Raw genomic sequence first — 25,888 nt, 5'->3', positions numbered from 1 at the left:
CATGTCGTCATGAGGGTTCATTGCGTCTATGAACAGGGAACGTCAATCACCCATCACGAGGCAGACATGCAGGACGCCCCCCGGCTCTATCTGGATCAACTCCTTCCCGGCATGGGGGCGGGCACAGCAATCGCGCTCGATCCGGGGCAGATGCGCTATCTCACCGCTGTTCTGCGGCTGAACGAAGGGGACGCGCTTTGCGTATTCGGTGAAGGGGCGGGCGAATGGACAGCGCGCCTCGAGATCCAGCGCAAGGACCGGGGGCAGGCGGTCCTGACCACGCTCAGCCGTCCTGCGGTGGAGGTGCCGGGGCCGGTTCTGGTGTTTGCCCCGCTCAAGCGCGACGCCACCGATCTTGTGCTGCGCATGGGGACTGAGATGGGTGTCAAACGTTTCGCCCCTGTGATCACCGAACGCACCAATACGCACCGCATCAACGCGGAGAGATTTCGCGCCATTGCGATCGAGGCTGCGGAACAGTGCGAGCGGCTCGACATTCCAGCCATCGAACCGCTGCGGCCACTGGCCCAGTTGCTTGATGAATGGCCCCAGTCCTACCCGCTCTACGCAGCGCTGGAACGACAGCAGTGTCCGGGCGTTGACCCGGTACCGTCGCATTACGGCCTGCTGATCGGGCCGGAGGGTGGATTCTCGGAGAGCGAGCGCCGCCTGCTGAATACGCATAGCGCGATCAGGCCGGTTTCGCTGGGAAATCTGATCCTCAGGGCAGATACGGCAGTGATTGCCGGGCTTGCCCAGTTGGCGTTTCGCGCATCACGGTCCATATAGGACGAAACTCGACAGTTTCTTTTTCCAGAAATCTCCCTTTGAGGCTCCAGTACCGCCCATGTCCAATCCCGGTGACCTGAATGACGCGCCCATCGAGAGCAAGGCGCAGCTCGTTGCACTTCTTGCGGATGGGGCCAAGCCACAGGAGTCATGGCGCATCGGTACCGAGCACGAGAAATTCGGCTTTGTTCTGCCGGGCGATCATTCGGGCCGCGAAGCCTATTCGGCACCTGCCTACACGCCGAAGGGTATCGAATCGCTCCTTGAGGCAGTCATGGCTGACGGGCGTGACTGGCAGGCCATCACCGATCATGACAAGCTCATAGGGCTCAAGGGGCAGGGCGATCATAAGGGCGAATCTCTTTCGCTTGAGCCTGCAGGGCAGTTCGAACTGTCAGGACGTCCCGTCGCGACGCTGCACGAGACACGCGACGAGATGCAGGCGCATTTCGACGCGATCAGAGAACCGGCCAAGGCGCTTGGTCTCGGCTTCGCACCTCTGGGTTTTCAGCCGCTCTGGACCCGTGATGCCATGCCGATCATGCCCAAGAGCCGTTACGCGATCATGCGACGCTACATGCCGAAAGTCGGTACACTCGGGCTGGATATGATGACCCGCACCTGCACGGTTCAAGTCAATCTCGATTTCAGCTCCGAGGAGGACATGGCTCGCAAGATGCGCGTTTCCCTTGCGCTGCAGCCGCTCGCAACGGCGCTCTTTGCGAATTCTCCCTTCTATGAGGGAAAGCTGAACGGTTTGTTGTCGAACCGTGCGCAGGTCTGGACCGACACAGACAACGCGCGCTCGGGCATGCCAGCCTGTTGTTTCGACGACCGGTTCGGCTTCGAGCAGTATGTGGACTGGGTTCTTGATGTCCCGATGTATTTCATCATGCGCGATGGCGAGATACGCGATGTCGCCGGGGCGTCATTCCGCGCTTGGCTGGAAGGTAAGGCGCAGCCAGCGCTTGCTGGTGTCACCCCGACGATGGGTGATTTCGAGGATCACCTGACGACGGTTTTCCCTGATGTGCGCCTCAAGCAGTTCCTTGAAATGCGCGGTGCCGATGCGGGTAGTCCGGCAATGATGCTGGCTCAGTCGGCGCTCTGGGTCGGGCTGCTCTATGATCCGGCGACTCTGGTCGCAGCCGAGGCACTGGTTCGTGAGCAGGATTGGTCGGTCTATCGCGCCCTGCGTGCCGAAGTGCCGCGCAAGGCGATGGACGCGACTTTCCCCGGCGGCCTACGTGCGCTCGCCAAGCGCGTCATTGCGCTGGCTGATCAGGGGCTGCGTGCACGTGGTCTGGGTGAGGAGGTCTGTCTTGCCCCGCTCCAGATCATTGCTGATGGCGGCCCGACCCAGGCCGAGCACTGGGTGGAGCGTTTCAAGGGAGCCTGGCAGGGCGATGTACGTCACGTTTTTGAAGAAGCGGCGATCTGAAATGAGCGCGATTCAGCCACGATTTTCCATGCGTGCCTTACTTGTGGGCGGATTTCTTGCTGGCATCCTGTCCATTACCCCAGGCACGGTTCTGGCCCAAGGCGCTGCGGCAACGCCTCAGGCTGCGGTTCTAAAGCCCACCGATGCTGGCTGGATTGCCCGGGTGCAGGATGCGCTGAACGCTATCCATGCGATCAAGGCGCGGTTCCAGCAGATCGCGCCCGATGGCAGTCGCTCCACGGGACAGGCCTGGCTGGACCGGCCGGGGAAGATGCGTTTCGATTACGATAAGCCGAGCCCGCTGCTGCTCATCGCCAATGATGGTAAGGTTGTCTATCAGGATCGGGAACTCGGGCAGGTCACGACGCTACCGCTCGATCGGACACCGCTCGGCCTGTTGCTACGGCCCGATCTGCGCTTGTCTGGCGATGTGACGGTGACGGCCTTCCAGCACGATCATGGGCTGGTGCAGGTCACGCTGGTTCGCACGGCGACGCCGTCAGAGGGTAGCCTGACACTTATCTTCAATGACTCCCCCCTGACGCTGAAATCATGGATGGTCAAGGATGCGCAAGGACGCGAGACACAGATCGACCTGTTCAACGTCGTTTCCAATCCCGGCAACCCGGCGACACTTTTCGCACTGCCGAAGGAACAGGACTGACGTGATCACCCTGAAGTGCGGGGGGTAGGTCGCCTTCCGCGCTTCGATGGGCAACCTTGAGCCGGTATGATGTCCGCGCCGACGCAAGGCGGCCGCGACCTACGGCCTTCCTCGCGTTTGGTCACTGATCAGCTTTTACCAATCTCCAGCGCGCGGGCATAAACAACGCGCTTGGGCAGATTGACCGCCCCGGCGACCAGAGCCGCCGCGTCTTTCACCGAATGGGTCTTGAGCGCCTCGACAAGACGGGCGTCCAGATCGTGCTCGGTATCAACTGCTTCATCGCCCGGAGGGCCGACCAGCACCGTTATTTCTCCGCGCGGTGCTGTCCCGGAGAAGTGCTCACGGATCTCTGTGAGCGATCCGCGACGGATCTCCTCGAATTTCTTGGTCAGTTCACGCGCCACGGCGGCTTCACGCTCGGGGCCGAAAACAGCGATCAGGTCATCCAGCATGTCCAGCAGGCGGTGGGGCGCTTCATACCAGATGAGCGTTGCAGTGAAACCCGCCTGCTCGGCGGCGCGCAATACCGCGAACTGGCTGCGGCGGGCCGATGAACGCGGGCTGGCAAACCCGCTGAATAGATAAGGATGGGGCGGCAGACCCGAGAGCGTGAGGGCGAGCGTCGCCGCATTGGCCCCGGGTATGGCCCCGACAGACAACCCTGCCCCGATGGCGGCACGTGTCAAACGGTATCCGGGGTCCGAAACAAGCGGGGTTCCGGCATCGGAAACAAGGGCCAGACGCCCGCCCTGAGCCATGCGGTTGAGCAGCCCTGGCAGACGATCCTGCTCATTATGATCGTGAAGAATTTGTGTCGGTGTGGAAACGTTATAGGCCTTGAGCAGTTTGGTTGTCACCCTCGTGTCTTCGCACAGGATCACATCGGCGGCTTTCAAGGTTTCGATCGCCCGGGTGCTGATATCGCCCAGGTTGCCGATCGGTGTGGCAATCAGAGTGAGGCTGCCGGGGGGAAGAGTCGCAGAATTGCCAGAATTGTCATAAGGATGCGACGAGCCCTCAGGGGGCGAGTCATTATCAGGAGTGTGGGTATAAGATGGTAGGTCGGACATTCGGTCCCCGTCAGCGCGTGGTTTCCTTCACATCGCTCAGGTCGGCCTCTGCATGCAAGGTTTCCGCTCTCGCCGGTGTCGCAGCCCTTGCCCTTGTTGCCTGTGGTGGCCCCGAGACACCGCCGCCCGTCGCCAAGATCGGGGGGGGGGCAGCTCAGGACGCTTCTGGACCCAAAAAGATTGGTATGCTGTTGCCGCTGAGCGGTCGCTTCGGCAAGCTTGGCCAGCAGATGGCGAATGCGGCCCATATCGCCGTGCCTGAAGGGCATGGGGTTACGCTTGATATACGCGATACCGACGCGCCCGGTCAGACCGCCGAGACAGCAGCACGCGCTGCCATTGATCAGGGCGATCGCGTAATCCTTGGGCCGCTGACTGCCCCGCAGACAAGTCCGGTTGCAACCCTCGTTCAGCCAGCCGGTATCCCCGAATTTGCCTATACGAGCGATCAGGTTCAGGCCAAGCCGGGCGTCTGGGTCATGGGTATAACAGTCGAGCAGCAGGTCAACCGTCTGGTTGAGGCCGCCAGCGCTGAAGGGCGCAAGAATTTCGCCGCTTATCTTCCTGACTCGGCGCTTGGTCACGCCCTTGCTGACGCACTGGGCAAGGCCTGTGCCGCGCGCGGACTGGCGCAACCGAATATCGCTTTCCATACCGGCACTGCCGAGTCGATATCGGCAGGTCTCAAGACCCTGTCTGACTGGCAAGCGCGCCAGGACGAGGCATCAAAGCAGGCCGCCGCGGCTACCCCGGCCGAGCCGGATGCTGTCAACCCTTTGGGTAGCGAGGCATCACCCGCGCCCGCTTCTGGCGGCAATGCTGCCGATCCTTCAAAGGGGGCGGTGCCTGGTGCGACGGTTTCGCCCGCTTCTGGCACGGCGACATCGGCTCCTGCAAAACCCGTTCTCGCTCCGCCGCCGTTCGACGCCCTGCTGCTGGGGGATACGGGGCTTCAGCTTGGCAATGTGATTGATGGCCTCAAGCAGGCTGCGATCGATACGGGACAGACCCGTATCATGGGGCCGGCACTCTGGAATGCGTTTGCCGCAAAGCTCGGTGCCCTGCATGGCGGCTGGTTTGCCGCGCCCGATCCGTCCTTCCGCAATGACTTCGTGCAGCGTTATCGCGCACGCTACGGCTATGCCCCGTCAGTTCTGGCCAATGTTGCCTACGACACAGCCACGATGGCGGCAGTGCTGAGCCAGCGTCCTGACGGTTTCTCGGAAAGCTCGCTGCTGCGTCCGGACGGATTCGCCGGCGCCGATGGGACATTCGTGCTGAGAGGCGATGGCACTGTGGCACGCGGCCTTGCCCTGTTTGAAATTCTGCCGGGCGGTGGGGTTAAAATGGCATCGGCCGCACCGAGGCGCCTGACCCGTTAAGCTTATGTCGAGGCTCCGCCACGTTGGGGGCGGCTGCAGAGACTTGGTTCGCCCTCATGAATACGGGCGTGTCGTTTTCCAGCGCCCGGGTTTGACCTGAGCGCTGTGACGGGTCTGGCTCCGTTCTGCCAGCCTGACTCGATAAGACTCAGGCGGCGGCGATGGATTTGAGCGGCAGTACCGGACGAACTGTGTTCAGGGCGAGTTCAAGGCTCGGGTAAACCCCGAGTTCGTGGTCGCGGATATGGTCAATCAGAACCCAGCGCAGTCCGCGTGGCTTGATCATATAGGCGGGGTCAGCGTTTTCGCGAACCCAGATCAGGATATGAGCGACAGCTTCGCTGCGTCCATCCAGACATTCCGTCTCGATATCCGCGTCGCAAAGCCCCATCGCGAGGCCAGCCTGCAGCCACTGCGAAAGATATTCGCGATGACGAGGCAGCACATTGAAGCGCAGCGGAATCACATTGCTGAGAGGTGCTGGAGTTTCGTTCTTGGGAAACGGCAGCGTCTGGGCCATACGTTGCGTCCTCATTTCTGGTACAACACTGAGGCTAGACGGCAAAAGCGGGCGGTCTCAACGTAAAATTGCGTTTGTATGACGTTTTCCGTCATCGTGGCGGCGGGGTGTTGCAGAAAAGCAATGCTTCGTTTCACCTATGTTCAGATAGGAAAAAAGAAACTTCCGGACTGTCTGGACCGTTAATTACGCCATTTTCTTGTATACAATTCTTTCGGCCAGCGACGATGAAGCCAGAGCCAGCTCCCGGGCTTCTCTGTAATCCAGCGTTCCAGCTGGTCATTGAGCCTTTGCGTCAGGCTGCCAATTTCATCGGTACGGCGCGCCCCGAGATTGGGGTAGAGGACAGGACCGACTTCCAGATGCAATCTGGCGGGGCCAAGCCGGACGATGCGACCCGTGACGATCGGGCAATCGTATTTCACGGCAAAGGCCGCTGCTGCGGAGGCTGTCATGGCAGGCAGATTGAAAAAGCGACATTCGATGCCGTCATTCATTTTCTGATCACCGAGAATACCGAGATGATGCCCCTGGGCGAGATGACGAAGCGCCAGACGGGCGCCCTTTGCGCCTTTGGCGAACATCGGCGTCTCGACCCCCATTGCGCGTGAACGCAGGGCGATGATGAGCCGGTTGATGAGCGGATTCCCTGCAGCACGATAGAACGAGGCGAAAGGGAGGCCGTGTCGTGCGACGACTGTTGGCAACATTTCCCAGTTGCCGATATGGCCCGAGAAGAAGATGACAGGCTTGCCTGTGGCCCGCACGATCTCCAGCGCCTCGGCATTGCTGATGCTCCATCCGGGGCCGGATTCCGTGTTTTGCTGCAAGCGGTGCAAATGGGGAAACTCCCCCAATGTGCGGCCCAGATTATCCCAGACATCCACGATGATCGCGGCACGTTCCCCGGTTGTTAGGCGGGGTAGAGCCAGCGCCAGATTATTGTCGGCGACACGGGAGACAGGCAGGCGCGGACCGATTGCACGCGCCACCCAGCCCGCCAGATTGGATGCCATCGCCGCGGGCAGCGAGGACAACGCTGCGAGGGCGAGGCGGGCCGCCATGTATTCGGCGCGGTGCAGAAGTGTGATCGCGGGAGTGTCGCTCATAAGGCGGCTCTACACAGTTGCGAATAGCTGGTCCAGCAGGCGTTCGGGCGCTTCGGGGTCGGCCCAGAGAAGCTCGACATCGATCACGCTGACATCTTCCCGCAGCCAGACGGGCAATTTGACCCAGTCCTTGCGTGTTGTCACCAGGGCGGTTCGCGGCTGACGGGCGAGTACTGACAGGCGGCGGCAGTCGCGCTCGGTATAGGCGTGATGGTCGTCAAAGGCGATGCTGCGCATGGGGGGCGCTCCCGCCTCGCGCAGCATGTCAAAGAACTTCGAGGGACGACCGATTCCGGCAAAGGCGATGATCTGCTTGCCCTGGAGCCGCCTTATCGTGGCAGACGGGATGAGCCGAGCTGCCAGAACCGTGATCGAGGAAGGTAGATGAGTGGCGAGATGGGCGTCGTCGCGACCGATGATGATGACCCCATCGGCGCGCATGAGTCCACGGCTGACCGGCTCGCGAAGAGGGCCGGCGGGGAGGGTCTGACCGTTGCCGAGGCCGACGGCGCCATCGAAAGTGATGAGCCGCATGGTCTGGCGCAAGGTGGTGTTCTGCAGGCCGTCATCCATGATGAGGCAGGTTGCGCCATCCTCGGTGGCGAGGTGAGCGGTTTCCGCGCGGTTTCCGCCAATCCAGACCGGGAAGTCTTGCGCCAGCATGAAAGGTTCGTCCCCCACATCCTGCGCGGTGTGGTGATGGACGTCCACGCGCAGTGGCCCGCTCAGCCTTCCACCATAGCCGCGGCTCAGTATATGCGGGCGCTCACCCCGGGCAGCCAGCCGCGCCGCCAGATCCCGGACGAGAATTGTCTTGCCCGTACCGCCGACGCTGAGATTGCCGCAGCATAGGACCGGAATGCTCGCTGTCGACGGTCGTGCGCGTACCGCCCGGACGAGGCCGACCGTATCGAACAGGAATGACACAGGCCTGAGGGCGCGTGCCTGCCAGCCAGGTGCTGCTTTTTGCCAGAAAGCCGGTGGGGAAAGTTTCAGGCGCACAGCGTCTCGATCTTCTCGGCGAGCCTGAGTGCTACATCATGTCCCGACCCGATGGTCTCTTTTGCGCGGCAGGCGCGGTCTTTCCAGGGGGAAGGGTTGGTCAACACCTCTACAATCCAGTCAGCCAGTTGCGTCTCGTCATGTATAGTCTCAACCAGCCCCTTCAGTTGCGTGAAGGCAGGACGAAAATTGTCATGAAAGGGCCCGGTCACAAGGGCGACATCGAGCCTTGCCGCTTCGAACGGGTTATGCCCCCCGCCGGGTAGGATCAGCGAATTGCCGATGAACGCGCAATCGGCCAGACGGTAGAACAAGCCCAGCTCGCCAAGTGTATCGGCAATCCAGAAGGCATCATGCGCAGCAGGGTCGGCGCCTGCGCTACGCCGGGGCGCTGCCGGAGAGGTGAGGGTGGCAATATCCTCACCCCTTACCGGGTGTCTGGGGGCGATGATGGTCAGGAGAGCGGGAAAGTGCTCTCGCGCCAGGTGAGCGGCGCGTAGCATGATCTCGTCCTCACCGGGGTGGGTCGATGCGGCGAGGAAAACCGGTCGCCCCGCGATCAGGCGTCTGAGTCTGTCCAGCTCGACCGGGTCAACTGGCGGCGGCGGCGCATCCTGTTTGAGGTCGCCCAGACAGACGACATCCTTCACCCCGAGGTCACGAAAATGCCTCCCGTCCTCCTCGCCTCGCGCGGCCACAAAAGCCAGACGGCGGAACAGGGGCGGGGCAATATGGCGTGCCTTGTGCCAGCGTCGCCACGATTTTTCCGACAGGCGACCATTGAGAACACCTACAGGAATGGCGCGGCGTGTGCAGGAAAGGATCAGCCCCGGCCAGAGTTCGCTATCGGTCAGAAGCAGGGCTTCGGGTTGCCAGTGATCCAGAAAGCGTCGCGTCCAGAGCGGCGTATCATAGGGTATGAACTGATGGATGATGCGCGCATCCCTGTGCGCTGCCTGGCCAAGATAATGCGCGACAATATCGGCGCCGCCGATGGTGGCGCTGGTGAGAAGGAAGTGCCAGCCGGGATTGCGCCTTGCCAACGTCTCGATCAGGGGGAGGATGGAATGGGTCTCACCAACGCTTGCCGCGTGCAGCCACAGAACTCGACCGGTCGGCCGCGTAAGGCTCGCGCGGCCCCGACGCTCCGGGAGACGTTCGCGCCGCTCCTTGCCGCGCCTGAGGCGAACGAGCATCATGGCCCGCAACCCCGGCGTAAGGACCATGCCCAGCAAGTGCCAGAGATGATCCGGCAGGGTAAAACGGCCAGCAGATAGATAATGCTCGGCTTTGGCAGAGAGGTCTTTCAGATCGTTCTCGATGGCCTCGGGGGAGGCGTCTCCCTTTCGAGGGGCACCATAGAGCATGTAACCGCGGCCGAAGGGCAGGGGGACGCGTAACCCATCCCAGCTCGGTAGGCGAAGCGAAGTGCAGGCTCCCCCGACGGGAATAAGAGGGCTGCCAGATAACCGCATCAGAGCCGGGGTGCCGGGCTGAACCTTTTCAGCGGGGCCGCGTGGGCCATCCGGCGTTATGGCAAAGACCGCACCATTCTTGATCGCCTTGACAGATTCGCGCAGGGCGCGGCTGCCTCCCTTGTTCTTCCCCTGACGGTCGCTGGACCCTTCGACCCCGGTGATCCCCCAGGGGGCCACAAGGTCGTTGATGAAGCGACCGTCGCGATTGCGACTGATCATGACGCCAAAATTGAGAGCAGGGTTTTGACGATGCCCCCAACGACACATGGCTGGCAAAAAAAGCAGGGAGCGGTGCCAGCAGGCCGTGATGCAGCCATCGACCGGGCGATCGGGAGCTTGCAGCAGGGATGGAAGGGATTCGGGCGCCCCGGTAAAGCACCAGCGTATGGTGGCCTGGGTGAAGCCCAGATAGGCGCGTGCCAGTGTCAGAAGGAGGCGCTCGGCGCGTGAGCGGCCCGGATGCCTGACCCGGCATTCGGTCTGGAGCTCTGGCTCAAGACGGTTCATTCGGCGCCTGTAAGGAAGTCACCCATACCGCGCCGGTAGCATGTCCGGTGCGGTATGGCAAAAGTTCGACATCAACGGCTCATGAGAACCGTTATGCCAGCATGTTCAAGCACATGGCGGGTGGCGCCCCCCATGATCATCTGGCGCAACCGTGAGTGGGAGTAAGCCCCCATCGTGAGCATATCAGCGCCGAAATCTGCACACGCGGTAAGGATTCCTGCACCGACATCGCGTTCGATTCCCTTAAAATTCCTGATCTCGGCATTCACGCCATGAAGCTTGAGATAATCCTGAACGGTGTCTGCTTCAGGCCCGCGCCGGTGATAATCGACACTGGTGAGGATCTGCACGGCTTCGGCCTGTTTGGCATAAGGGAGAGCCCCGCGCAGGGCCGATGCCGCCTCTGCGGTGCCATTCCAGGCAATACACAGGCGCTTGCCTGAACTGACAGGTGGCGTCGGGGGGGCAATAACCAGCGGGCAGCCACTATCATAGAGCACCGCATGCAGGACTTCCGAGGCACGGGCATTATCGTTGGGCCCTAGATGCGGCATGAGGGTGAGGTCTGACAGGCGGGCTCGCCAGGTCACGGCTTCGTGTTCCGATCCCGTCAGAAATTCGAGGGAGGCGCTCAGTCGTGAATGGGCGAGGGGGTCGTTTTCAAGAAAACCCTGCTTGGGCTCGATGTCATTGTCGCGAATGAACGTATCGAATTTTAGCCGAACCTGAAGCATGCGACGATGCGCCTCATGCTCGGCCGCCTCCATCATCTCATTGATCATCGCACTTGAAAGGCCCTCGCCTGTGAGCGCTGCCATTTCATTGGGATCGTCGCCCACGAGAACGGTCGAGAGGTGAGCGTTGAACGCGCGCGCATGGAGAAGGCCGACACGCAGAACGGCATCGATATTGCCTGCGCCATTCAGCGGGACGAGGATGTTTCTGACGTCGTTGGCCATGAGGGGTCTCACTAGATAAATGATGTGTCTGGCCGGGTGGGCGAGGTCCCGCGAGTGCGCCCGTGTCAGGTAGTGTCAGGGATAGAGCCGTGTAACGGCCCAGTCATTCTCTTCACGTGTCCATGTGGCGCGGTCATGCATGCGGTAGGGACGGTCCTGCCAGAACTCGATCTGCCGGGGCACAAGGCGGAAACCTGACCAGTTAGCCGGACGCTCGGGCTCCTTCCCCTCGAAACGCGCTGTCACCGCCTCTATGCGTTTTTCGAAATCAGCGCGCTCGGCAAGCGGCCGTGACTGGTCGGAGGCGATGGCACCGATCCGGGAATTGCGGCTGCGGCTGGCGAAATAGCGATCCGCTTCCTCCGCGCTGACCGGTTCAACCGGACCTTCGATACGGATCTGGCGGCGCAGGGATTTCCAGTGAAAGAGCAATGCTGCATGGGGGTTGCTCAATAGTTCACCACCCTTGCGGCTCTCGAGATTGGTATAGAACACAAAACCCCGCTCATCCGCGCCCTTGAGCAGGATCATGCGGACGGAGGGAATACCCTCGGGTGAGGCGGTAGCGAGTGCCATGGCATTGGGGTCGTTTGGCTCGCTGGCCTCGGCGTCCTTCATCCACTCGGCGAAGAGAACAAAGGGGTCTGCGTCGAGCGGGATAAGGGGGCGGGTGGTATCTTCAGCCATGACAGGGGGTCTCCTGCGTTATTAGGGTCCGTCTTCGTTGTCACTGCTAACGTGTCATCTCGACACTTGTTTGCGCGGCAGGCATGTGCGACGTAGCGGAGCATTATTGTTTCTTTCTCTGACATTAACCGGGATCTGCCTTATGTCCACCGCTTCGTTCGATCTCCCCACCGGGACGCTGATGGCGGGCAAGCGCGGCCTTGTGATGGGCGTCGCCAATGACCGCTCCATCGCCTGGGCCATCGCCTCTGCCTGCGCCGCACAGGGGGCTGAGCTCGCTTTCACCTATCAGGGCGAAGCACTCGGCAAGCGCGTAAAGCCTCTCGCAGAGAGCGTGGGTGCTTCTCTGGTTATCCCTTGCGATGTCAGTGACGATGCCGATATCGACCGTGCTTTCGACGAGATCGAAAAAGCCTGGGGCAAAATCGATTTCGTGGTCCATGCCATTGGCTGGGCAGACAAGCAGTTCCTGCGCGGGCGTTATGTCGATACGCCGCGCGATGCCTTTCTGAAGGCGATGGATATTTCCTGTTTTTCCTTCACGGCGGTCGCGCGCCGGGCTGCGGCCCTGATGACCGATGGCGGTTCACTCCTGACCCTGTCCTATCTGGGCGCGGAACGCGTCATGCCTCATTATAATGTGATGGGCGTGGCCAAGGCGGCCCTCGAAGCTTCGGTGCGTTACATGGCCGCGGATCTTGGCAAGGACAATATCCGTGTCAATGCAATCTCTGCCGGGCCGATCATGACGCTGGCGGCCAATGGCATCGGCGATTTCCGCTATATTCTGCGCTGGAACCAGCTCAACGCACCGATGGAGCGCAACGTGTCGCTCAAGGATGTAGGGGGTTCCGGCCTCTATTTCCTGTCTGACCTCTCATCGGGAACAACAGGTGAGGTCCATCACGTCGATTGCGGCTATCATCTGGTGGGTATGAAAAACCCGACCGCGCCCGATATCGCTGTCGCATCCTCAGAAGGCTGACATGTCGGATAACAGCTTCGGGACGCTGTTTCGTGTCACGACCTGGGGCGAGAGCCACGGGCCGGCCATTGGCTGCGTCGTCGATGGCTGCCCGCCCGGTATCACCCTGAACCAGGGTGACATCCAGCCCTGGCTCGATCGACGCAGGCCCGGGCAGTCCAAATTCACCACCCAGCGTCAGGAAGCAGATCAGGTCCGTATACTCTCCGGCGTGTTTGAGGGCAGGACGACCGGCACGCCGATTGCGCTCATGATCGAGAATACGGATCAGCGCTCGAAAGACTACTCGGATATCGCATCGCGCTATCGTCCCGGCCATGCCGACGTCACCTATGACCTGAAATACGGTCACAGGGATTATCGCGGGGGCGGACGCTCATCGGCCCGAGAGACCGCCTGTCGTGTCGCAGCGGGCGGTGTTGCGCGGCGTGTGATCGAGACCCTGCTGGGCGAAATGGCGACCATACGCGCTGCGTTGGTGCAGATTGGCGGCCTGGCGATCGACAGGGCGCGGTGGGACTGGGATGAAGTCAATCGCAATCCCCTGTTCTGTCCGGACCCGGTTACGGCGGTCGAATGGGAGGGTCTGCTTTCGAGCGTGCGCAAGGAAGGGTCGTCCATCGGTGCGCTGGTTGAAGTCGTCGCCGAGAATTTCCCGGCCGGTCTCGGTGCGCCGCTTTATGGCAAGCTGGACGCCGACATCGCGTCTGCCCTCATGGGCATCAACGGCGTGAAAGCAGTCGAGATTGGCGAGGGCATGGGCGTTGCGGCGTTGCGGGGTGAGGAGAACGCCGATCCGATGCGCATGCGTGATGGCGCGCTTCATTTCGAAGGAAACCGGGCGGGCGGTATTCTGGGCGGCATCTCGACTGGCCAGCCTATCACCGCGCGTTTCGCGATTAAGCCTACCAGTTCAATTCTGGTGCCGGTACCCTCGGTAAACCGTCAGGGTGAGAATATCGATGTCATGACAAAGGGCCGCCATGACCCGTGCATCGGTATTCGCGCGGTGCCCGTAGCTGAGGCAATGCTGGCCTGCCTGCTGGCAGACCACATCCTGCGTGACCATGCTCAGAACAGCTGGCATCGCGCCCGCGATTAGGGGGCACTTTCCGGCGGATGCTGTACGCCGCGGCGCAACCCCACACGTGGGGTAGATCGAGTCCGATGCCAGGTCGATCGAACACTCAGCTGAGTGAGGTGAAGCGTTCCACGATCCGCCACCACTACCCCGGCGCACCTCCAGGCTCACCTACGCGTTGTCGCGAACCACGCGCACGTATCGGAGCTCGAGGGAGGGAGTGTCAGGCTGGCAATCGCCAGCCCGATGGTTCAGACCAGCGCGGCAGACAGGGTGATATCTGCCTTGAAAAGCTGCGAGACGGGACAGCCATTCTTGGCCTTCGTGGCGAGCTCTTCGAACTTTGCCTGATCGGCGCCGGGGACAGTGCCCTTGAGGTCGAGGTGAATGGCAGAAATTTCGAAACCGCCCTCGGTCTTGTCGAGCGAGACAGTTGCCTTGGTTTCGAGCGACGTTGCCGTGAGACCGGCTTCGCCGAGGATCATGGAGAGTGCCATGGTGAAGCAGCCGGCATGCGCCGCACCGATCAGTTCCTCCGGGTTCGTGCCGGGCTTGTCCTCGAATCGCGTGTTGAAGCCATAGGGCTGGCTGGAGAGCGCACCGCTCTGCGTCGAGATCGTACCCTTGCCGTCCTTCAGGCCACCGCTCCACTGGGCGCTGGCAGTTTTCTTGATCGTCATGTGCAAGTCCTCCTGCTGGATTCCGGACGCAGAAGCCTCCGGTTGCTCAGCCAACGCAGGGGCCGGGGAATTGTTCACCTGTAACGCTGTGACATCATCGCAACGCCGGGAGCGTACCGTAAAAAAAGCGGCTTGGGGGAACTCCATGTTCTCCAAGGGCTTCTGCCCCTGTCAACACCATATGTAGTGCCGAGAGCGAAATTTAACCCGATATATTGCTTGTCTGGTGGGCGCGACTTGCGCCAAGAGGACACTCGGAAATTGCGATACCAAACTCGATTTGATCCTGGGGAGATGGCCCGTGAGCCTGCTAGACGACACGATCCGTGAGCCTGTTTCAGCGACCGCTGATGTTCTGCCCGAGCCCTGTGACCGCGCGCCCCAGGAGATCGAGGCCGAACCGGATATGTTCGATGATGTCGTTCAGCTTGAGGGCCACCACCCTGTCCGGGTCAACCGGTCGCGTGATTCGCTGCTGACGGATTTCGGCCGGGCGACGCTTGATAACCGCTATCTGTTGCCGGGCGAGCACTATCAGGACCTCTTCGGTCGTGTCGCCTCGTATTACGGTGCCGATGCCGCCCATGCACAGCGTCTCTACGACTATATTTCACAACACTGGTTCATGCCCGCAACCCCGGTGCTGTCCAACGGGGGAACGTCACGTGGTCTGCCAATCTCGTGCTTCCTGAACGAGGCCGATGATAGCCTGCGCGGCATTGTGGACCTCTGGAACGAGAATGTCTGGCTGGCCTCCAAAGGTGGCGGCATTGGCTCTTACTGGGGTAATCTGCGCTCGATCGGCGAGAATGTCGGCAAGAATGGCAAGACCTCGGGTGTCATTCCGTTCATCCGCGTCATGGACAGCCTCACACTTGCCATTTCGCAGGGCTCCTTGCGTCGCGGTTCTGCGGCAGTCTATCTGCCCGTCTGGCATCCCGAGATCGAGGAATTCGTCGAGATGCGCCGCCCGACCGGTGGTGACCCGAACCGAAAGGCCCTCAACCTGCATCACGGCGTGCTGCTCACCGACGACTTCATGCGCGCCGTGGAGAAAGATGAGGAATGGGGCCTGCGCTCGCCCAAGGACATGTCCGTCATCCGCAGCATTCCGGCACGTCAGCTCTGGATCCGTATCCTTACGGCCCGCATGGAGCAGGGTGAGCCCTACATCATCTATTCTGATCATGTGAACAAGGCGCGCCCCGAGCATCACAAGCTTGCCGGGCTTGAGGTCAAGACCTCCAATCTCTGTGCGGAAATCACCCTGCCCACCGGGCTCGATCATCACGGCAAGAACCGTACCGCCGTATGCTGCCTCTCCTCGCTCAATCTCGAGACATGGGACGAGTGGAAGGACAACCCGCAATTCATCGAAGACGTCATGCTCTTCCTCGATCGCGTATTGCAGGACTTCATTGACCGCGCGCCCGATGACATGGAGCGCGCCCGTTACGCCGCCATGCGCGAGCGCTCGGTCGGGCTCGGTGTCATGGGCTTCCATTCCTTCCTGCAGGCGCGCAGCATCCCGTTCGAGAGCGTGATGGCGCGTGTGTGGAACAAGCGCATCTTCCAGCACATCAAGGTGCAGGCCGACGCGGCCTCCAAGCATCTTGCCGAGCTGCTCGGGCCGTGCCCCGATGCCGAGGAATACGGCATCATGGAGCGTTTCTCGAACAAGATGGCGATTGCCCCCACGGCCTCGATCTCGATCATCGCCGGCAATGCCAGCCCCGGTATCGAGCCGATCTCGGCCAATGTGTTCCTGCAGAAAACCCTTTCGGGTTCGTTCACCGTGCGCAACCGCCATTTGCTCAAGCTGCTGGAGCAGAAGGGGTATAACAACGACGCGGTCTGGTCATCGATCACCTTGAACAAGGGCTCTGTGCAGCATCTCGACTTCCTGACCCAGGACGAGAAGGATGTCTACAAGACGGCATTCGAACTGGATCAGCGCTGGGTGATCGAACATGCGGCTGATCGCGCCGGGTTCATCTGTCAGGCGCAATCCATCAACGTGTTCCTGCCTGCCGATATCCACAAGCGCGACCTGCATCAGATCCACTTCCTTGCATGGAAGCGTGGCGTGAAGTCGCTTTATTACTGCCGTTCACTCTCGATCCAGCGCGCTGACGCAGTGAGCGATATGGCCCTCAAGAACAATATTCTCGAAGACGAGGATTACAGCAGTGACGCGGCTGAGACCGCCAAGAAGCCCGCAGCAACGACGAGCTATGAGGAATGTCTGTCATGTCAGTGAAGCATTCGCTCTGTGCGGTGGCGCTGCTGACAGGCGCACTCACAGCAGCTTTCGCTGGTAACTGGTGTGCCGTTGCGGCGGAAGCGCCGGCTCCCGGGTCCGAGGTGAAACAGACCGTCGTGAAGGGGGTGGTCGTCACGCCTGTCGGTATGATCATACCGACAGGCGCGATAATCACGGTGCGGCTGGATGATGTGAGCCTGGCCGACGCTCCCTCGGTGACGCTTGGCAGGACCGAGTTCACGCCGGTTGGCAAGTCGCCCTATGGCTACGCGCTGCATTACGATGCGCAGCACCTGACGGCCGGGCACCGCTATGCGCTTCATGCTGCGATCCGCCAGAGTGGCAAGCTGATTGCCATAAGCAAGACCGCCACTATGGAAGCTGGCGCTGTGCCGTCAGACACGACGGTGACCGTTGAATCCGTCAGCCAGCCTGTGCCTCAGCCCGTTGCCGGTGCGTGGGCGATCACGGATATTGGCGCCCAGAAGGTTGATCCCGCAGCGCCTGCCTTCATGGTCATACGTGCTGATGGTGCGCTGTCTGGCACTGGCGGATGCAACCGGATGATGGGGCATGTAGTTGCCGACGCGACCCATTTCACCTTTGGCCCGACGGCGGGAACACGCATGGCCTGCCCGGGCGTGCGCATGACGCAGGAAGATGCCGTGTTCAAGGCCATGCAGGCCGTGCGTGAATGGCGCAGGGAGGGTGATCGCCTGATCCTGAGTGACGATCACGGCGTGGCTGCGCTGACATTGCAGGAAAATCAGGGCCGGACCGATGCCGGCTCGCAGACAGAACGGAGCAGGAAGAGCCCATGAGCGAGACACAGAACGCCGGCGCGCCGCTCGCCGAAGAACAGCATTTCGACCTGATGACCGCCAACCCGGTCTATAAGCCCTTCCGTTACCCCTGGGCCTATGACGCATGGCTGATCCAGCAGCGTGTCCACTGGCTACCTGAAGAGGTGCCTCTGGCCGATGACGTGAAGGATTGGCATCGTACGCTGAGCGAGGGCGAGCGCCATCTGGTCACGCAGATCTTCCGTTTCTTCACGCAGGCCGACGTCGAGGTGAACTCGGCCTATATGAAGTATTACAGCCAGGTCTTCAAACCGACCGAAGTGCTGATGATGCTGTCATCGTTCTCGAATATTGAAACGATTCATATCGCTGCCTATTCGCATCTTCTTGATACAATCGGTATGCCGGAAACAGAGTATTCGGCATTCCTGAAGTACAAGGAGATGAAGGACAAGTATGATTTCATGCAGTCCTTCAACATCAACAACAAACGAGAAATTGCGAAGACCATGGCAGCGTTTGGCGCTTTCATGGAAGGGCTGCAGCTTTTTGCCTCCTTCGCGATCCTGCTGAACTTCCCCCGCTTCAACAAGCTCAAGGGAATGGGGCAGATCGTTTCCTGGTCGGTGCGCGATGAAACGCTGCACTGCCTGTCCATGATCCGCCTTTTCCGCACTTTCGTGCGCGAAAACCGTGAGATCTGGACAGAGGATTTCCGCGCTGAACTCGCAGAGATCTGTGCGACAACGGTCGAGCATGAGGATGCGTTCATCGATCTCGCTTTCGAGATGGGCGATGTCGAAGGCCTGAGCGCCGATCAGGTCAAGCGATACATTCGCTTTATTGCCGATCGTCGCATGACGCAGCTTGGTCTTGATCCGTTCTATGGCATCGAAGAGAACCCGCTGCCCTGGCTCGACGACATGCTAAACGCGGTAGAGCACGCCAATTTCTTCGAAAACCGCTCGACGGAATATTCCCGCGCTTCAACCTCGGGATCCTGGGAAGAAGCTTTCGAGGCGGACGTTTTCGCTTCTTGAAATGCAGGGCGGGGTCATACCCCGCCCCGACACCTCAGCACCGTTTGTCTTTCGCAAGTCGAACGGACGCTCGAGCGGATGGCTCCCGGACGAGGGTGAAAATACCCTAGATCATTTTCAGGGCACCTATGCTCCGGTGTCGAAGCGTCGCTGTCAGACTGGCGAAGCCGCGCGAACTCTCCGCGTTTACTCCAGCGCACTCGCCTGACGTAAAACTGCCTCACACTCATCCGTGTAACCGCCCTCCTGACGATGAAGCACGAGGCCGGGAAGAAGGCGGAACGCGCCCTTGCCCCCCCATATCCCGCGTAGCAGAACGATCTTCGCTGCCCGACCCTGTTTGGGCCAAAGTGGGCAGAGGGTGAGGCTCCCGAACCCGGCCTGGCGCAAGGCCTCGCAGGCTGTGTCAATGACGAAGGCAGGCAGGGCGAGCGTCAGGCTGCCACCGGGAAGCACCCATTTTGACAGCGCGTCGATCCATGCGGTCCAGCCTCCTTCTGGCATGGTCATCGCCAGGCGACGTCGGGCATCAGCGGCTCCGGTATGATCGGCAGGATGCCACGGAGGGTTGGCCATGGCGTGATGGAAACGGCCATTGGCCCCCGGTGTTATTTGCCGCAGGGCAGGGGGGATGTCGGGCAGACTGCCCTGAATGATCGAGACGCGGGCGCCCAGGCCATTGGCTTCCATGTTCAGTCTCGCTAGTTCCGCCGTCGCACCATCGGCTTCGATACCTGCGCCGCTGGTCTCAGGGCATCGCGTCATGAGGCAAAGCAGGCCCGCACCTGCGCCGCATCCAGCCTCGAGAATGCTCTCGCCACGTCGGGCGGGTACGAAGGCAGCCATCAACACTGGTTCTATGCCAGTGCGATAGCCCTTTGTGAACTGATGATACTGGACGCGTCGGTCGAGCAGATAACCGGGCATCGTATCGGTTGTATTGATAGCGGCAGCATCAGCTTTGAGGGTTGCCGGGTTGACCGGGGCCGTCCTGCCGCTCATATGGATTTGACTGTCAGAGGGCCGGTTCTCCGGTCTGAATGGCTCATGCATGAAATCCGGTTTCTGTCTCGGTGTCCTGTTACGCCGTGCGGAATGTCGGCTCGTGCCTTATACTGCATCAGGGTCGTCAGTGGCCAAGTAGGAAGTGGAGAGTTGCCTTGGGTGGTGCCGACAGCCTGGCCGATATGAAGGCCGAGCAAAACAACAGTGCAGCCGTGCCCGTCAATGGCGAGCGCTCAGCCCTTAACGCCCTTTCCGACTTTCTCAAGGACGACATGGAGGCCTGCAACCGCGAGATTGTCGCGCGTATGCAAAGCCCGGTCCCGCTCATCCCCCAATTAGGCGCCCATCTGGTCGCCGCTGGTGGCAAGAGGCTGCGCCCGTTGCTTACCCTCGCATCGGCGCGTCTGTGTGGCTATGAGCCTTCGCCCGAAAATCAGCGCCATGTCGGGTTGGCCGCCTGCGTCGAATTTATCCATACGGCCACATTGCTGCATGACGACGTGGTGGATGAGAGCACCTTGCGCCGTGGCCTTGCCTCCGCCAATGCCGTGTTTGGCAACAAGGCCTCGGTGCTGGTAGGCGATTTTCTGTTTGCCCGTTCGTTCCAGCTGATGACGGCAGATGGCTCTCTCAAGGTCATGGCCATTCTTTCTGCCGCCTCGGCTACGATTGCTGAAGGCGAGGTGTTGCAGATGGCGACACAGAACGATCTCTCCACACCGATCGAGAAATATTTGGAGGTCATTCACGGCAAGACGGCCGCGCTGTTTGCCGCTGCATGCCGGGTAGGCGCGGTGGTGGCCGCACGTCCGGAAAGCGACGAGAATGCGCTCGAGGCCTATGGCACCAATCTGGGCATGGCGTTCCAGCTTGTCGACGACGCGCTCGATTACGCGGCCGACCAGCAGGTGCTGGGCAAGACCGTGGGTGATGATATGCGTGAGGGCAAGATTACCCTGCCTGTGCTGGCGGCTTTCCAGGCTGGCAATGAGGCTGATCGTGCGTTCTGGCTGCGTGTGATCGAAACCGGTGAGCAGACCGACGAGGACCTGCCGCACGCGCTCGCCCTTATCGAGAAAACCGGGGCAATCCAGACGACCCTGGATCGGGCGCAGCTTTACGCGGATGCGGCTATCGAAGCCCTGTCGTCTTTCCCAGACAGCTCAATCCGGCAGCTCATGATTGAAGCGGCCTCCTATACGGTCAGCCGCGCCAACTGATCCAAGAGACGAGGGAGCAGAAAGCTCTCCCTCCGGTACCTGTTATCAGGCAGGTCGCGCTTCATTGGCTTGGCCGCGAGGCAGGCCCAGCGCGCCCCTGTTCATGAGACGGGGGTTGGGTCCAGAACCGTGATATCCTGATACCCCAGCCGAGCAATGGCGTGTCTCAGGGCCTGCTCATCCGCAGCTGGGCCGGTCAGGCAGAGCGATTCCGGCGAGGCGCTGGTCGAACGATCTGCCACCCGCATTTCAAGCACGTGATTGACCTGCCGGGCGACCGCAAGAGCCGGGTCGAGCCAGTTGATGTCCGGTGGGCACAGGCGCAGGAAAGCATTGCTGAGGAACGTGTAATGGGTGCAGCCCAGTCCGATTGTATCGATCCGATCGCCATTGGGCGCCTCGAACAGATGGCGCAGTTCCTGGGCTACCAGATCGTCATCAATCGGACGGCCCAGAAAGGCCTGTTCCGCCAGATCGGCAAGGGTACGGGCCCCGTGTACGATCATCTCGCAATCGGCAGCGAAATTGTCGCGCAGGCTGCGCAGATAGGGGCGACGTGCTGTGCCTCGTGTGGCCAATAGGCCGAAAACCCGCGTCTGACTGACGCGCGCCGCCCAGCGGACAGGGGGTACGCAGCCCACGAAGGGTACGTCGAAACGAGCGCGCAGGGCATCCAAGGCGATGGTGCTGGCCGTATTGCATGCAACCAGCACGACATCGGGGTGAAGTCGGGCAATACGCTCTTCCATGAGCGCTAGGATGCGCGTGACGAGGACGGCATCGTCCTGTTCGCCGTAAGGAAAAAGCGCGTTATCGGCCAGATAGTCGATCAGGGTGCCGGGCGGCAGGGTGGTGCGCAGAGCCTGCACCACCGCAAGACCGCCTATGCCCGAGTCAAAAGCCAGAACGCGACCCGGATCGGTAGGCAAGTCAGCCCTCCGCCTTGGCCTTGAGGGCTGCGGCCTCCTCGGCGCTGCCGACACCACCATGTGCCTTGGACCAGCCACAGGGATCCTCGAGGAAGCGACGCACCTCATGGATGTCGCTCTCGGAGAAATAATTGGCGCCGGAGCAGGCCTCAAGCACGTCCCACCAGGTGCAGAGCGAATGAAGCGAGACATTCATGTCGGCAAGGGTCTTCTGTGCGCCGGGAAACACGCCATAGAAGAAGACGACAAAGGTGTGATCGACAATGGCACCCGCCGAACGCAGCGCATTGGCAAAGCGGACCTTGGACGCGCCGTCCGTGGTGAGGTCTTCCACCAGAAGGGTGCGCATCGATTCCGGGACGTCACCCTCGATCTGCGCGTTACGGCCAAAGCCCTTGGGCTTTTTGCGGACGTAGGCCATCGGCGCCATCATCCGATCGGCAATCCAGGCAGCGAAGGGAATACCTGCGGTTTCACCGCCAACGACGCATTCGATGCTCTCATAGCCGATGTGGCGGCCGATCTTCTCGACGGCGAGTTCGACAATCTTGGCGCGTGCGCGCGGGAAGAAGATGATCTTGCGGCAATCGATATAGACCGGCGATTTCCAGCCCGAGGTCAGGGTGTAGGGCTCGTCAGGGCGGAAATTGATCGCCTTGATTTCCAGAAGGATGCGCGCTGTGGTCAGGGCTGCGTCCCTGTCCCACTGGGTCTGACGAACCGCACCACCGTTGATCTCGTTGCTGAGAGCCATCTCTTGTCACTCCATGATCTTTAGCCGTGCAGGATTATCCGGCCTTCGTGAGAAAAGTAAGACAAATAAGCAGAGAAAACGCTCCCGTGAGTGCGATAGGCTACGCTTGCATTTACCATCGGAAAAGATTTACAATGCAGCAATTGATAATAATTCTCAACTAGGATCTGTTTGCGTGACTGTTGATCTCAACCGCATTTCCCGAAAGTGCGAACGCGCCGTGATCACGGCGTATGAAGAATTGCGGGAAGTGGGTCAGCCTGACATCCAGGCTTTCACCGCATGCACGACCCTTTATCGCATCCATCATCCTGAAGCGTCGATCAATGAGGCGCGCCGTCTGGTGTCGGAATGGATCGATCATCATATCGTGCGTCAGGACAAGGGTGCGACGCCTGGCTGCGATTGCTGAACTCCAGCGACATCCGCTCGGGATACTTGCTGACAGATTTTTATGCTCAGCGACTTGGGTGAGCGGCCAGGCCTCGCGACACCATGATCTCTGACGGGGGCGGCGGCCTTTTTGACGTGCCAGGCTAAAACCGGAGCAATGCTCCGGTTTTTTGTTGGCCGGGTGTCTTCAGCTTCGCCGACAAAGCGGCACGTAGTCACGACGCGCCTGGCCCACATAGAGCTGGCGCGGGCGTCCAATGCGCTGGCCGGGCTCTTCGATCATTTCGCGCCACTGACTGACCCAACCTACCGTACGGGCCACCGCGAAAAGCACGGTGAACATCGAGGTCGGGATACCCATCGCCTTCAGAATCAGCCCTGAATAGAAATCGACATTGGGGTAGAGGCGGCGCTGCACGAAATAGGGATCGTTAACGGCAATACGTTCGAGCTCGGCAGCAAGATCGAACATCGGATCGTGCTTGAGCCCAAGCTCGGCCACCACCTCGTGATAGGTCTGCTCCATGATCTTCGCACGTGGATCGAAGTTCTTGTATACGCGATGGCCGAAGCCCATCAGCCTTACGCCGCTCTCACGGTTCTTCACCTGAGTGATGAAGGCCGGGATGTTTTCCTTCGATCCGATCTGGGAAAGCATGCCCAGAACGGCCTCATTGGCCCCGCCATGCGCAGGCCCCCAGAGCGCTGCGATACCGGCTGCGATACAGGCAAACGGGTTCGAGCCGGTCGAACCCACGAGGCGCACCGTCGAGGTCGAGGCGTTCTGCTCGTGATCGGCATGCAGGATCAGGATACGGTCGATGGCGCGGGCCAGAACCGGGTTGACCTTGTAGTCGGCGTTTGGCTTGGCAAACAGCATCTTCAGGAAGTTTTCCGAGAAGGTCAGGCTGTTGTCAGGGTAAACGAATGGCTCACCCACCGTGTATTTATAGGCCCAGGCGGCGATGGTTGGCACCTTGGCGATCAGACGGCGTGTGGAGAGGTCACGCGAGGCTTCGTGGGAGATATCCACGGCGTCAGGGTAAAAGGCCGACAGCGCGGCCACGGTGCCACACAGGATGGCCATTGGATGAGCATCGCGGCGGAAGCCATTGAAGAAGTTGCGGATCTGCTCATGCAGAAGCGCCTGCTCCTTGAGGTCGTGCTGGAACCGATCGTAATCCGCCCGGTTCGGAAGCTCCCCATAGACCAGAAGATAGGCTGTTTCAGTGAAGCTGGCCTCGGTGGCGAGCTGCTCGATGGGGTAACCCCGATGCAGCAACACGCCCTCATCACCATCGATGAAGGTGACAGCACTACGGCAGGAAGCCGTCTCACCATAGCCCGGATCGAAGGAGAACATTCCGGTCTCGGCTGTGAGTTTGCGGATATCCACCACATCGGGGCCCATCGTACCCTTCATGATGGGGAATTCGGCAGAGCGCTCGCCTATGCTGAGGGCCGCCGTTGCGGAGATAGGTCCGTTAGTGTCGTGTTCAGCCATAGGAAATGCCTTACGAATTGTGCCGGACGGGGGCAATCAACATATGGGTGATGAGCCTTGCGGATGGAGCACCGCACCAAGGCCAGCCGTGTTGGGAGAGAGACCAGCCCAGTCAGATGCCACGGTGAAACGGGTGGCTGTACCAGGATCGTAGGACTTCATCAGGTCACGCGCGATCGGGCCATCAACAGCATTGCTGGCCAGGTGACGGCATGTCTCGGCAATACCCGGGTTGTGCCCCACGATGATCAGGGTCGTGATGGCGCGAGGTGTCTCCCGAAGCAATTCGAGAATTCCGTACAGGTCGAGATCATACAGCGCATCGAGACCAAGCATGACGCTTGAACCTGGCAGGGATTGCATGATGGCCGACGCTGTCTGGGTCGTTCGGGTGGCAGTACTGTGCCATAGATGCGTCTGCTCAAGCGGGATATCGAGCGCTGCGATTTTGTGCCCCAGGCAGAGAGCATCATGCTCGCCTGCCGGCGTCAGGCCACGCTCGCGGTCGCTGCCGCCGCGCATTTCAGGTGCAGCCTCAGCGTGTCTGGCGAGGATGAGGTGATGCACGGTCATGCAGGCTCCGTCATTCAGCGCGGGCTGCGCCCGGCGATTGAGTCATGATGACGGATCACTTCCTTGATGATGAAGGCAAGAAACTTTTCTGCGAAGTCGGGGTCCAGACGTGCTGACGAGGCAAGCTGACGCAAACGTTCGATCTGCCTGGATTCGCGTGATGGGTCGGCAGCGGGCAGGCCGGCGCGAGCCTTGAGCTCACCCACGGCCTGGGTCTGCCGGAATCGCTCTGCCAGCATGTGGATCAGGGCGGCATCGATATTATCGATACTCTGCCGATGCTGTTCGAGGAGAGTACGGGTTTCGGTTTCAGACATCGAGATCAATCCAGGCAAGATGGCCGCCTTTACCGGCGCCAAGGTCGGTGAATATCGCACGCCCTCCGTTACGCCCATCGCGTATCCAGGGGCGTCCGTCGGTTGAGCGTCGGTCATGGCCGCAATACACGACATGGCCTGCGGGAATATGGTCGATCCAGCGCAGACGTCGCTCGGGATAGCCGTCAGGCTGCATTCTTCCCGTGGTCTCGCCAAAGAGCGCGCGCGACAGCAACGAGCTCATGCTCCCGAGTGCGGGCGGGGGCGCTTCCACAAGCATGTCGGTGTGGAAGCCGCCATGGACGAAAATCAGCTTGTCGTGAATGATCCAGGCGGGTGCGGTAGCGATCGCCTCATAGGCGCGCTCGCGCAGCCCCGCCTGAACGGGCCCGGAAAGCTGGTGCAGTGTCTCCTCCAGAGGGGGATCACGGCGCAGCCTGCGCCCCTCGAGGGCTCGACCGAGCTTTCGATCATGGTTGCCAAGGATGAACAGGCCGCGACCATCATCAATCAGGTCGAGCATGAGCCTTAACGTGCCTGCGCTGTCAGGACCATGATCGACCAGATCGCCCAGCTGGATGATGAACCGGTCGGTAGCGACCGCATGTTCAAACGCAGTCAGGTCTCCATGCACGTCTCCCACCACGCGTATGCCGCGACCGGCACTCAGCCTGGACAGGTCGGGAGGAGGGGGGGGAGAAAAGGTAATCGTCGGGGCCTTTCAGTGCTC

General features: G+C 60.8%; 26 protein-coding genes. 11 read left to right on the top strand and 15 right to left on the bottom strand.

The window, feature by feature from the left end:
• The first annotated feature begins 9 nt into the window (after window positions 1-9).
• The 3 genes from P5689_RS02005 to P5689_RS01995 are packed head-to-tail and all read left to right on the top strand — an operon-like array spanning window position 10 to window position 2,894.
• Window positions 10-789, top strand: coding sequence for a 16S rRNA (uracil(1498)-N(3))-methyltransferase (locus P5689_RS02005; RefSeq protein ID WP_285531906.1), 780 nt, complete (start codon window positions 10-12; stop codon window positions 787-789).
• A 58-nt stretch (window positions 790-847) separates the two neighbouring features.
• On the top strand, window positions 848-2,230 hold the full coding sequence (locus tag P5689_RS02000) for a glutamate--cysteine ligase (RefSeq protein ID WP_285531905.1): 1,383 nt from the start codon (window positions 848-850) through the stop codon (window positions 2,228-2,230).
• 28 nt (window positions 2,231-2,258) lie between these two features.
• The gene (locus tag P5689_RS01995; RefSeq protein ID WP_285531904.1) at window positions 2,259-2,894 is read left to right on the top strand and encodes an outer membrane lipoprotein carrier protein LolA; all 636 of its coding nucleotides are present in this window, start codon (window positions 2,259-2,261) and stop codon (window positions 2,892-2,894) included.
• 128 nt (window positions 2,895-3,022) lie between these two features.
• On the opposite strand, the gene rsmI is transcribed toward P5689_RS01995, so the two are convergent.
• Window positions 3,023-3,967, bottom strand: coding sequence for a 16S rRNA (cytidine(1402)-2'-O)-methyltransferase (rsmI, locus tag P5689_RS01990; RefSeq protein WP_285531903.1), 945 nt, complete (start codon window positions 3,965-3,967; stop codon window positions 3,023-3,025).
• Between rsmI and P5689_RS01985 the strand changes: the two genes are divergently transcribed.
• Complete coding sequence (locus P5689_RS01985; protein ID WP_285531902.1) at window positions 3,952-5,349, top strand: penicillin-binding protein activator; 1,398 nt, start codon at window positions 3,952-3,954, stop codon at window positions 5,347-5,349. The two genes, rsmI and P5689_RS01985, sit on opposite strands and share 16 nt — an antisense overlap.
• A gap of 148 nt (window positions 5,350-5,497) precedes the next feature.
• Here the strand turns inward: P5689_RS01985 and P5689_RS01980 are convergent, their stop codons facing one another.
• From P5689_RS01980 to pdxH, 6 genes are all read right to left on the bottom strand, one after another.
• A complete protein-coding gene (locus tag P5689_RS01980) occupies window positions 5,498-5,869 on the bottom strand; it encodes a hypothetical protein (protein WP_023978340.1) in 372 nt (123 codons plus the stop codon).
• Window positions 5,870-6,051: 182 nt separating this feature from the next.
• Window positions 6,052-6,978 carry a lauroyl acyltransferase gene (locus P5689_RS01975; protein WP_285531901.1) on the bottom strand — a complete coding sequence of 309 codons (927 nt, stop codon included), beginning with the start codon at window positions 6,976-6,978 and terminating at the stop codon, window positions 6,052-6,054.
• 9 nt (window positions 6,979-6,987) lie between these two features.
• On the bottom strand, window positions 6,988-7,974 hold the full coding sequence (lpxK, locus tag P5689_RS01970) for a tetraacyldisaccharide 4'-kinase (protein ID WP_336717341.1): 987 nt from the start codon (window positions 7,972-7,974) through the stop codon (window positions 6,988-6,990).
• Complete coding sequence (locus P5689_RS01965; protein ID WP_285531899.1) at window positions 7,971-9,965, bottom strand: glycosyltransferase N-terminal domain-containing protein; 1,995 nt, start codon at window positions 9,963-9,965, stop codon at window positions 7,971-7,973. Before P5689_RS01965 ends, lpxK begins: the two co-directional genes overlap by 4 nt.
• A 71-nt stretch (window positions 9,966-10,036) precedes the next feature.
• On the bottom strand, window positions 10,037-10,924 hold the full coding sequence (locus P5689_RS01960; protein ID WP_285531898.1) for a universal stress protein: 888 nt from the start codon (window positions 10,922-10,924) through the stop codon (window positions 10,037-10,039).
• Window positions 10,925-10,999: 75 nt separating this feature from the next.
• Window positions 11,000-11,611 (bottom strand): pyridoxamine 5'-phosphate oxidase, encoded by a 612-nt coding sequence (pdxH, locus tag P5689_RS01955; protein WP_285531897.1) that lies wholly within the window; start codon window positions 11,609-11,611, stop codon window positions 11,000-11,002.
• A gap of 142 nt (window positions 11,612-11,753) precedes the next feature.
• Here pdxH and fabI point away from each other — a divergent pair, with 142 nt between their 5' ends.
• Together fabI and aroC are read left to right on the top strand one after the other, a co-directional pair.
• On the top strand, window positions 11,754-12,596 hold the full coding sequence (gene fabI, locus P5689_RS01950; protein ID WP_062164772.1) for an enoyl-ACP reductase FabI: 843 nt from the start codon (window positions 11,754-11,756) through the stop codon (window positions 12,594-12,596).
• Between the two features lies 1 nt (window position 12,597).
• Window positions 12,598-13,698, top strand: a complete 1,101-nt coding sequence (gene aroC / locus P5689_RS01945) for a chorismate synthase (protein WP_285531896.1) — start codon at window positions 12,598-12,600, stop codon at window positions 13,696-13,698.
• A gap of 230 nt (window positions 13,699-13,928) precedes the next feature.
• Here aroC and P5689_RS01940 read toward each other — a convergent pair whose 3' ends face one another.
• Window positions 13,929-14,357, bottom strand: coding sequence for an OsmC family protein (locus tag P5689_RS01940; RefSeq protein WP_023978734.1), 429 nt, complete (start codon window positions 14,355-14,357; stop codon window positions 13,929-13,931).
• Between the two features lie 406 nt (window positions 14,358-14,763).
• Here P5689_RS01940 and P5689_RS01935 point away from each other — a divergent pair, with 406 nt between their 5' ends.
• The 3 genes from P5689_RS01935 to P5689_RS01925 are packed head-to-tail and all read left to right on the top strand — an operon-like array spanning window position 14,764 to window position 18,463.
• Window positions 14,764-16,617: a ribonucleoside-diphosphate reductase subunit alpha gene (locus tag P5689_RS01935; protein WP_081866689.1), complete on the top strand. Its 1,854-nt coding sequence runs from the start codon at window positions 14,764-14,766 to the stop codon at window positions 16,615-16,617.
• The gene (locus P5689_RS01930) at window positions 16,608-17,441 is read left to right on the top strand and encodes an META domain-containing protein (protein WP_023978732.1); all 834 of its coding nucleotides are present in this window, start codon (window positions 16,608-16,610) and stop codon (window positions 17,439-17,441) included. The genes P5689_RS01935 and P5689_RS01930 overlap by 10 nt, the downstream gene beginning before the upstream one ends.
• Entirely contained in the window at window positions 17,438-18,463 is a 1,026-nt protein-coding gene (locus P5689_RS01925; RefSeq protein ID WP_062164769.1) for a ribonucleotide-diphosphate reductase subunit beta, read from the top strand. Before P5689_RS01930 ends, P5689_RS01925 begins: the two co-directional genes overlap by 4 nt.
• Before the next feature lie 186 nt (window positions 18,464-18,649).
• Here the strand turns inward: P5689_RS01925 and P5689_RS01920 are convergent, their stop codons facing one another.
• Complete coding sequence (locus tag P5689_RS01920) at window positions 18,650-19,465, bottom strand: methyltransferase (RefSeq protein ID WP_285531895.1); 816 nt, start codon at window positions 19,463-19,465, stop codon at window positions 18,650-18,652.
• 185 nt (window positions 19,466-19,650) lie between these two features.
• On the opposite strand from P5689_RS01920, the gene P5689_RS01915 reads away from it, so the two are divergent.
• Complete coding sequence (locus tag P5689_RS01915) at window positions 19,651-20,688, top strand: polyprenyl synthetase family protein (protein WP_285533792.1); 1,038 nt, start codon at window positions 19,651-19,653, stop codon at window positions 20,686-20,688.
• A 101-nt stretch (window positions 20,689-20,789) separates the two neighbouring features.
• Here P5689_RS01915 and murI read toward each other — a convergent pair whose 3' ends face one another.
• Window positions 20,790-21,617 (bottom strand): glutamate racemase, encoded by an 828-nt coding sequence (gene murI / locus P5689_RS01910; RefSeq protein ID WP_285531894.1) that lies wholly within the window; start codon window positions 21,615-21,617, stop codon window positions 20,790-20,792.
• 1 nt (window position 21,618) lies between these two features.
• A complete protein-coding gene (locus P5689_RS01905) occupies window positions 21,619-22,371 on the bottom strand; it encodes an orotate phosphoribosyltransferase (RefSeq protein WP_023978728.1) in 753 nt (250 codons plus the stop codon).
• A gap of 175 nt (window positions 22,372-22,546) precedes the next feature.
• On the opposite strand from P5689_RS01905, the gene P5689_RS01900 reads away from it, so the two are divergent.
• Window positions 22,547-22,783, top strand: coding sequence for a hypothetical protein (locus P5689_RS01900; protein WP_023978727.1), 237 nt, complete (start codon window positions 22,547-22,549; stop codon window positions 22,781-22,783).
• Window positions 22,784-22,951: 168 nt separating this feature from the next.
• Here P5689_RS01900 and P5689_RS01895 read toward each other — a convergent pair whose 3' ends face one another.
• From P5689_RS01895 to P5689_RS01880, 4 genes are read right to left on the bottom strand one after another with little or no spacing between them, the layout of a single operon-like run.
• Complete coding sequence (locus P5689_RS01895) at window positions 22,952-24,268, bottom strand: citrate synthase (protein WP_023978726.1); 1,317 nt, start codon at window positions 24,266-24,268, stop codon at window positions 22,952-22,954.
• 36 nt (window positions 24,269-24,304) lie between these two features.
• Window positions 24,305-24,841, bottom strand: a complete 537-nt coding sequence (locus tag P5689_RS01890; RefSeq protein WP_285531893.1) for a histidine phosphatase family protein — start codon at window positions 24,839-24,841, stop codon at window positions 24,305-24,307.
• Between the two features lie 14 nt (window positions 24,842-24,855).
• Window positions 24,856-25,158 carry a chorismate mutase gene (locus P5689_RS01885; protein ID WP_023978724.1) on the bottom strand — a complete coding sequence of 101 codons (303 nt, stop codon included), beginning with the start codon at window positions 25,156-25,158 and terminating at the stop codon, window positions 24,856-24,858.
• Window positions 25,151-25,867 (bottom strand): metallophosphoesterase, encoded by a 717-nt coding sequence (locus tag P5689_RS01880; protein WP_371861649.1) that lies wholly within the window; start codon window positions 25,865-25,867, stop codon window positions 25,151-25,153. Before P5689_RS01880 ends, P5689_RS01885 begins: the two co-directional genes overlap by 8 nt.
• Window positions 25,868-25,888: the final 21 nt, after the last annotated feature.

This window comes from Asaia sp. HumB (genome assembly GCF_030263835.1).
In the GTDB taxonomy this organism is placed as follows: domain Bacteria; phylum Pseudomonadota; class Alphaproteobacteria; order Acetobacterales; family Acetobacteraceae; genus Asaia; species Asaia bogorensis.
This window is presented reverse-complemented; position numbering and strand designations above follow the sequence as displayed.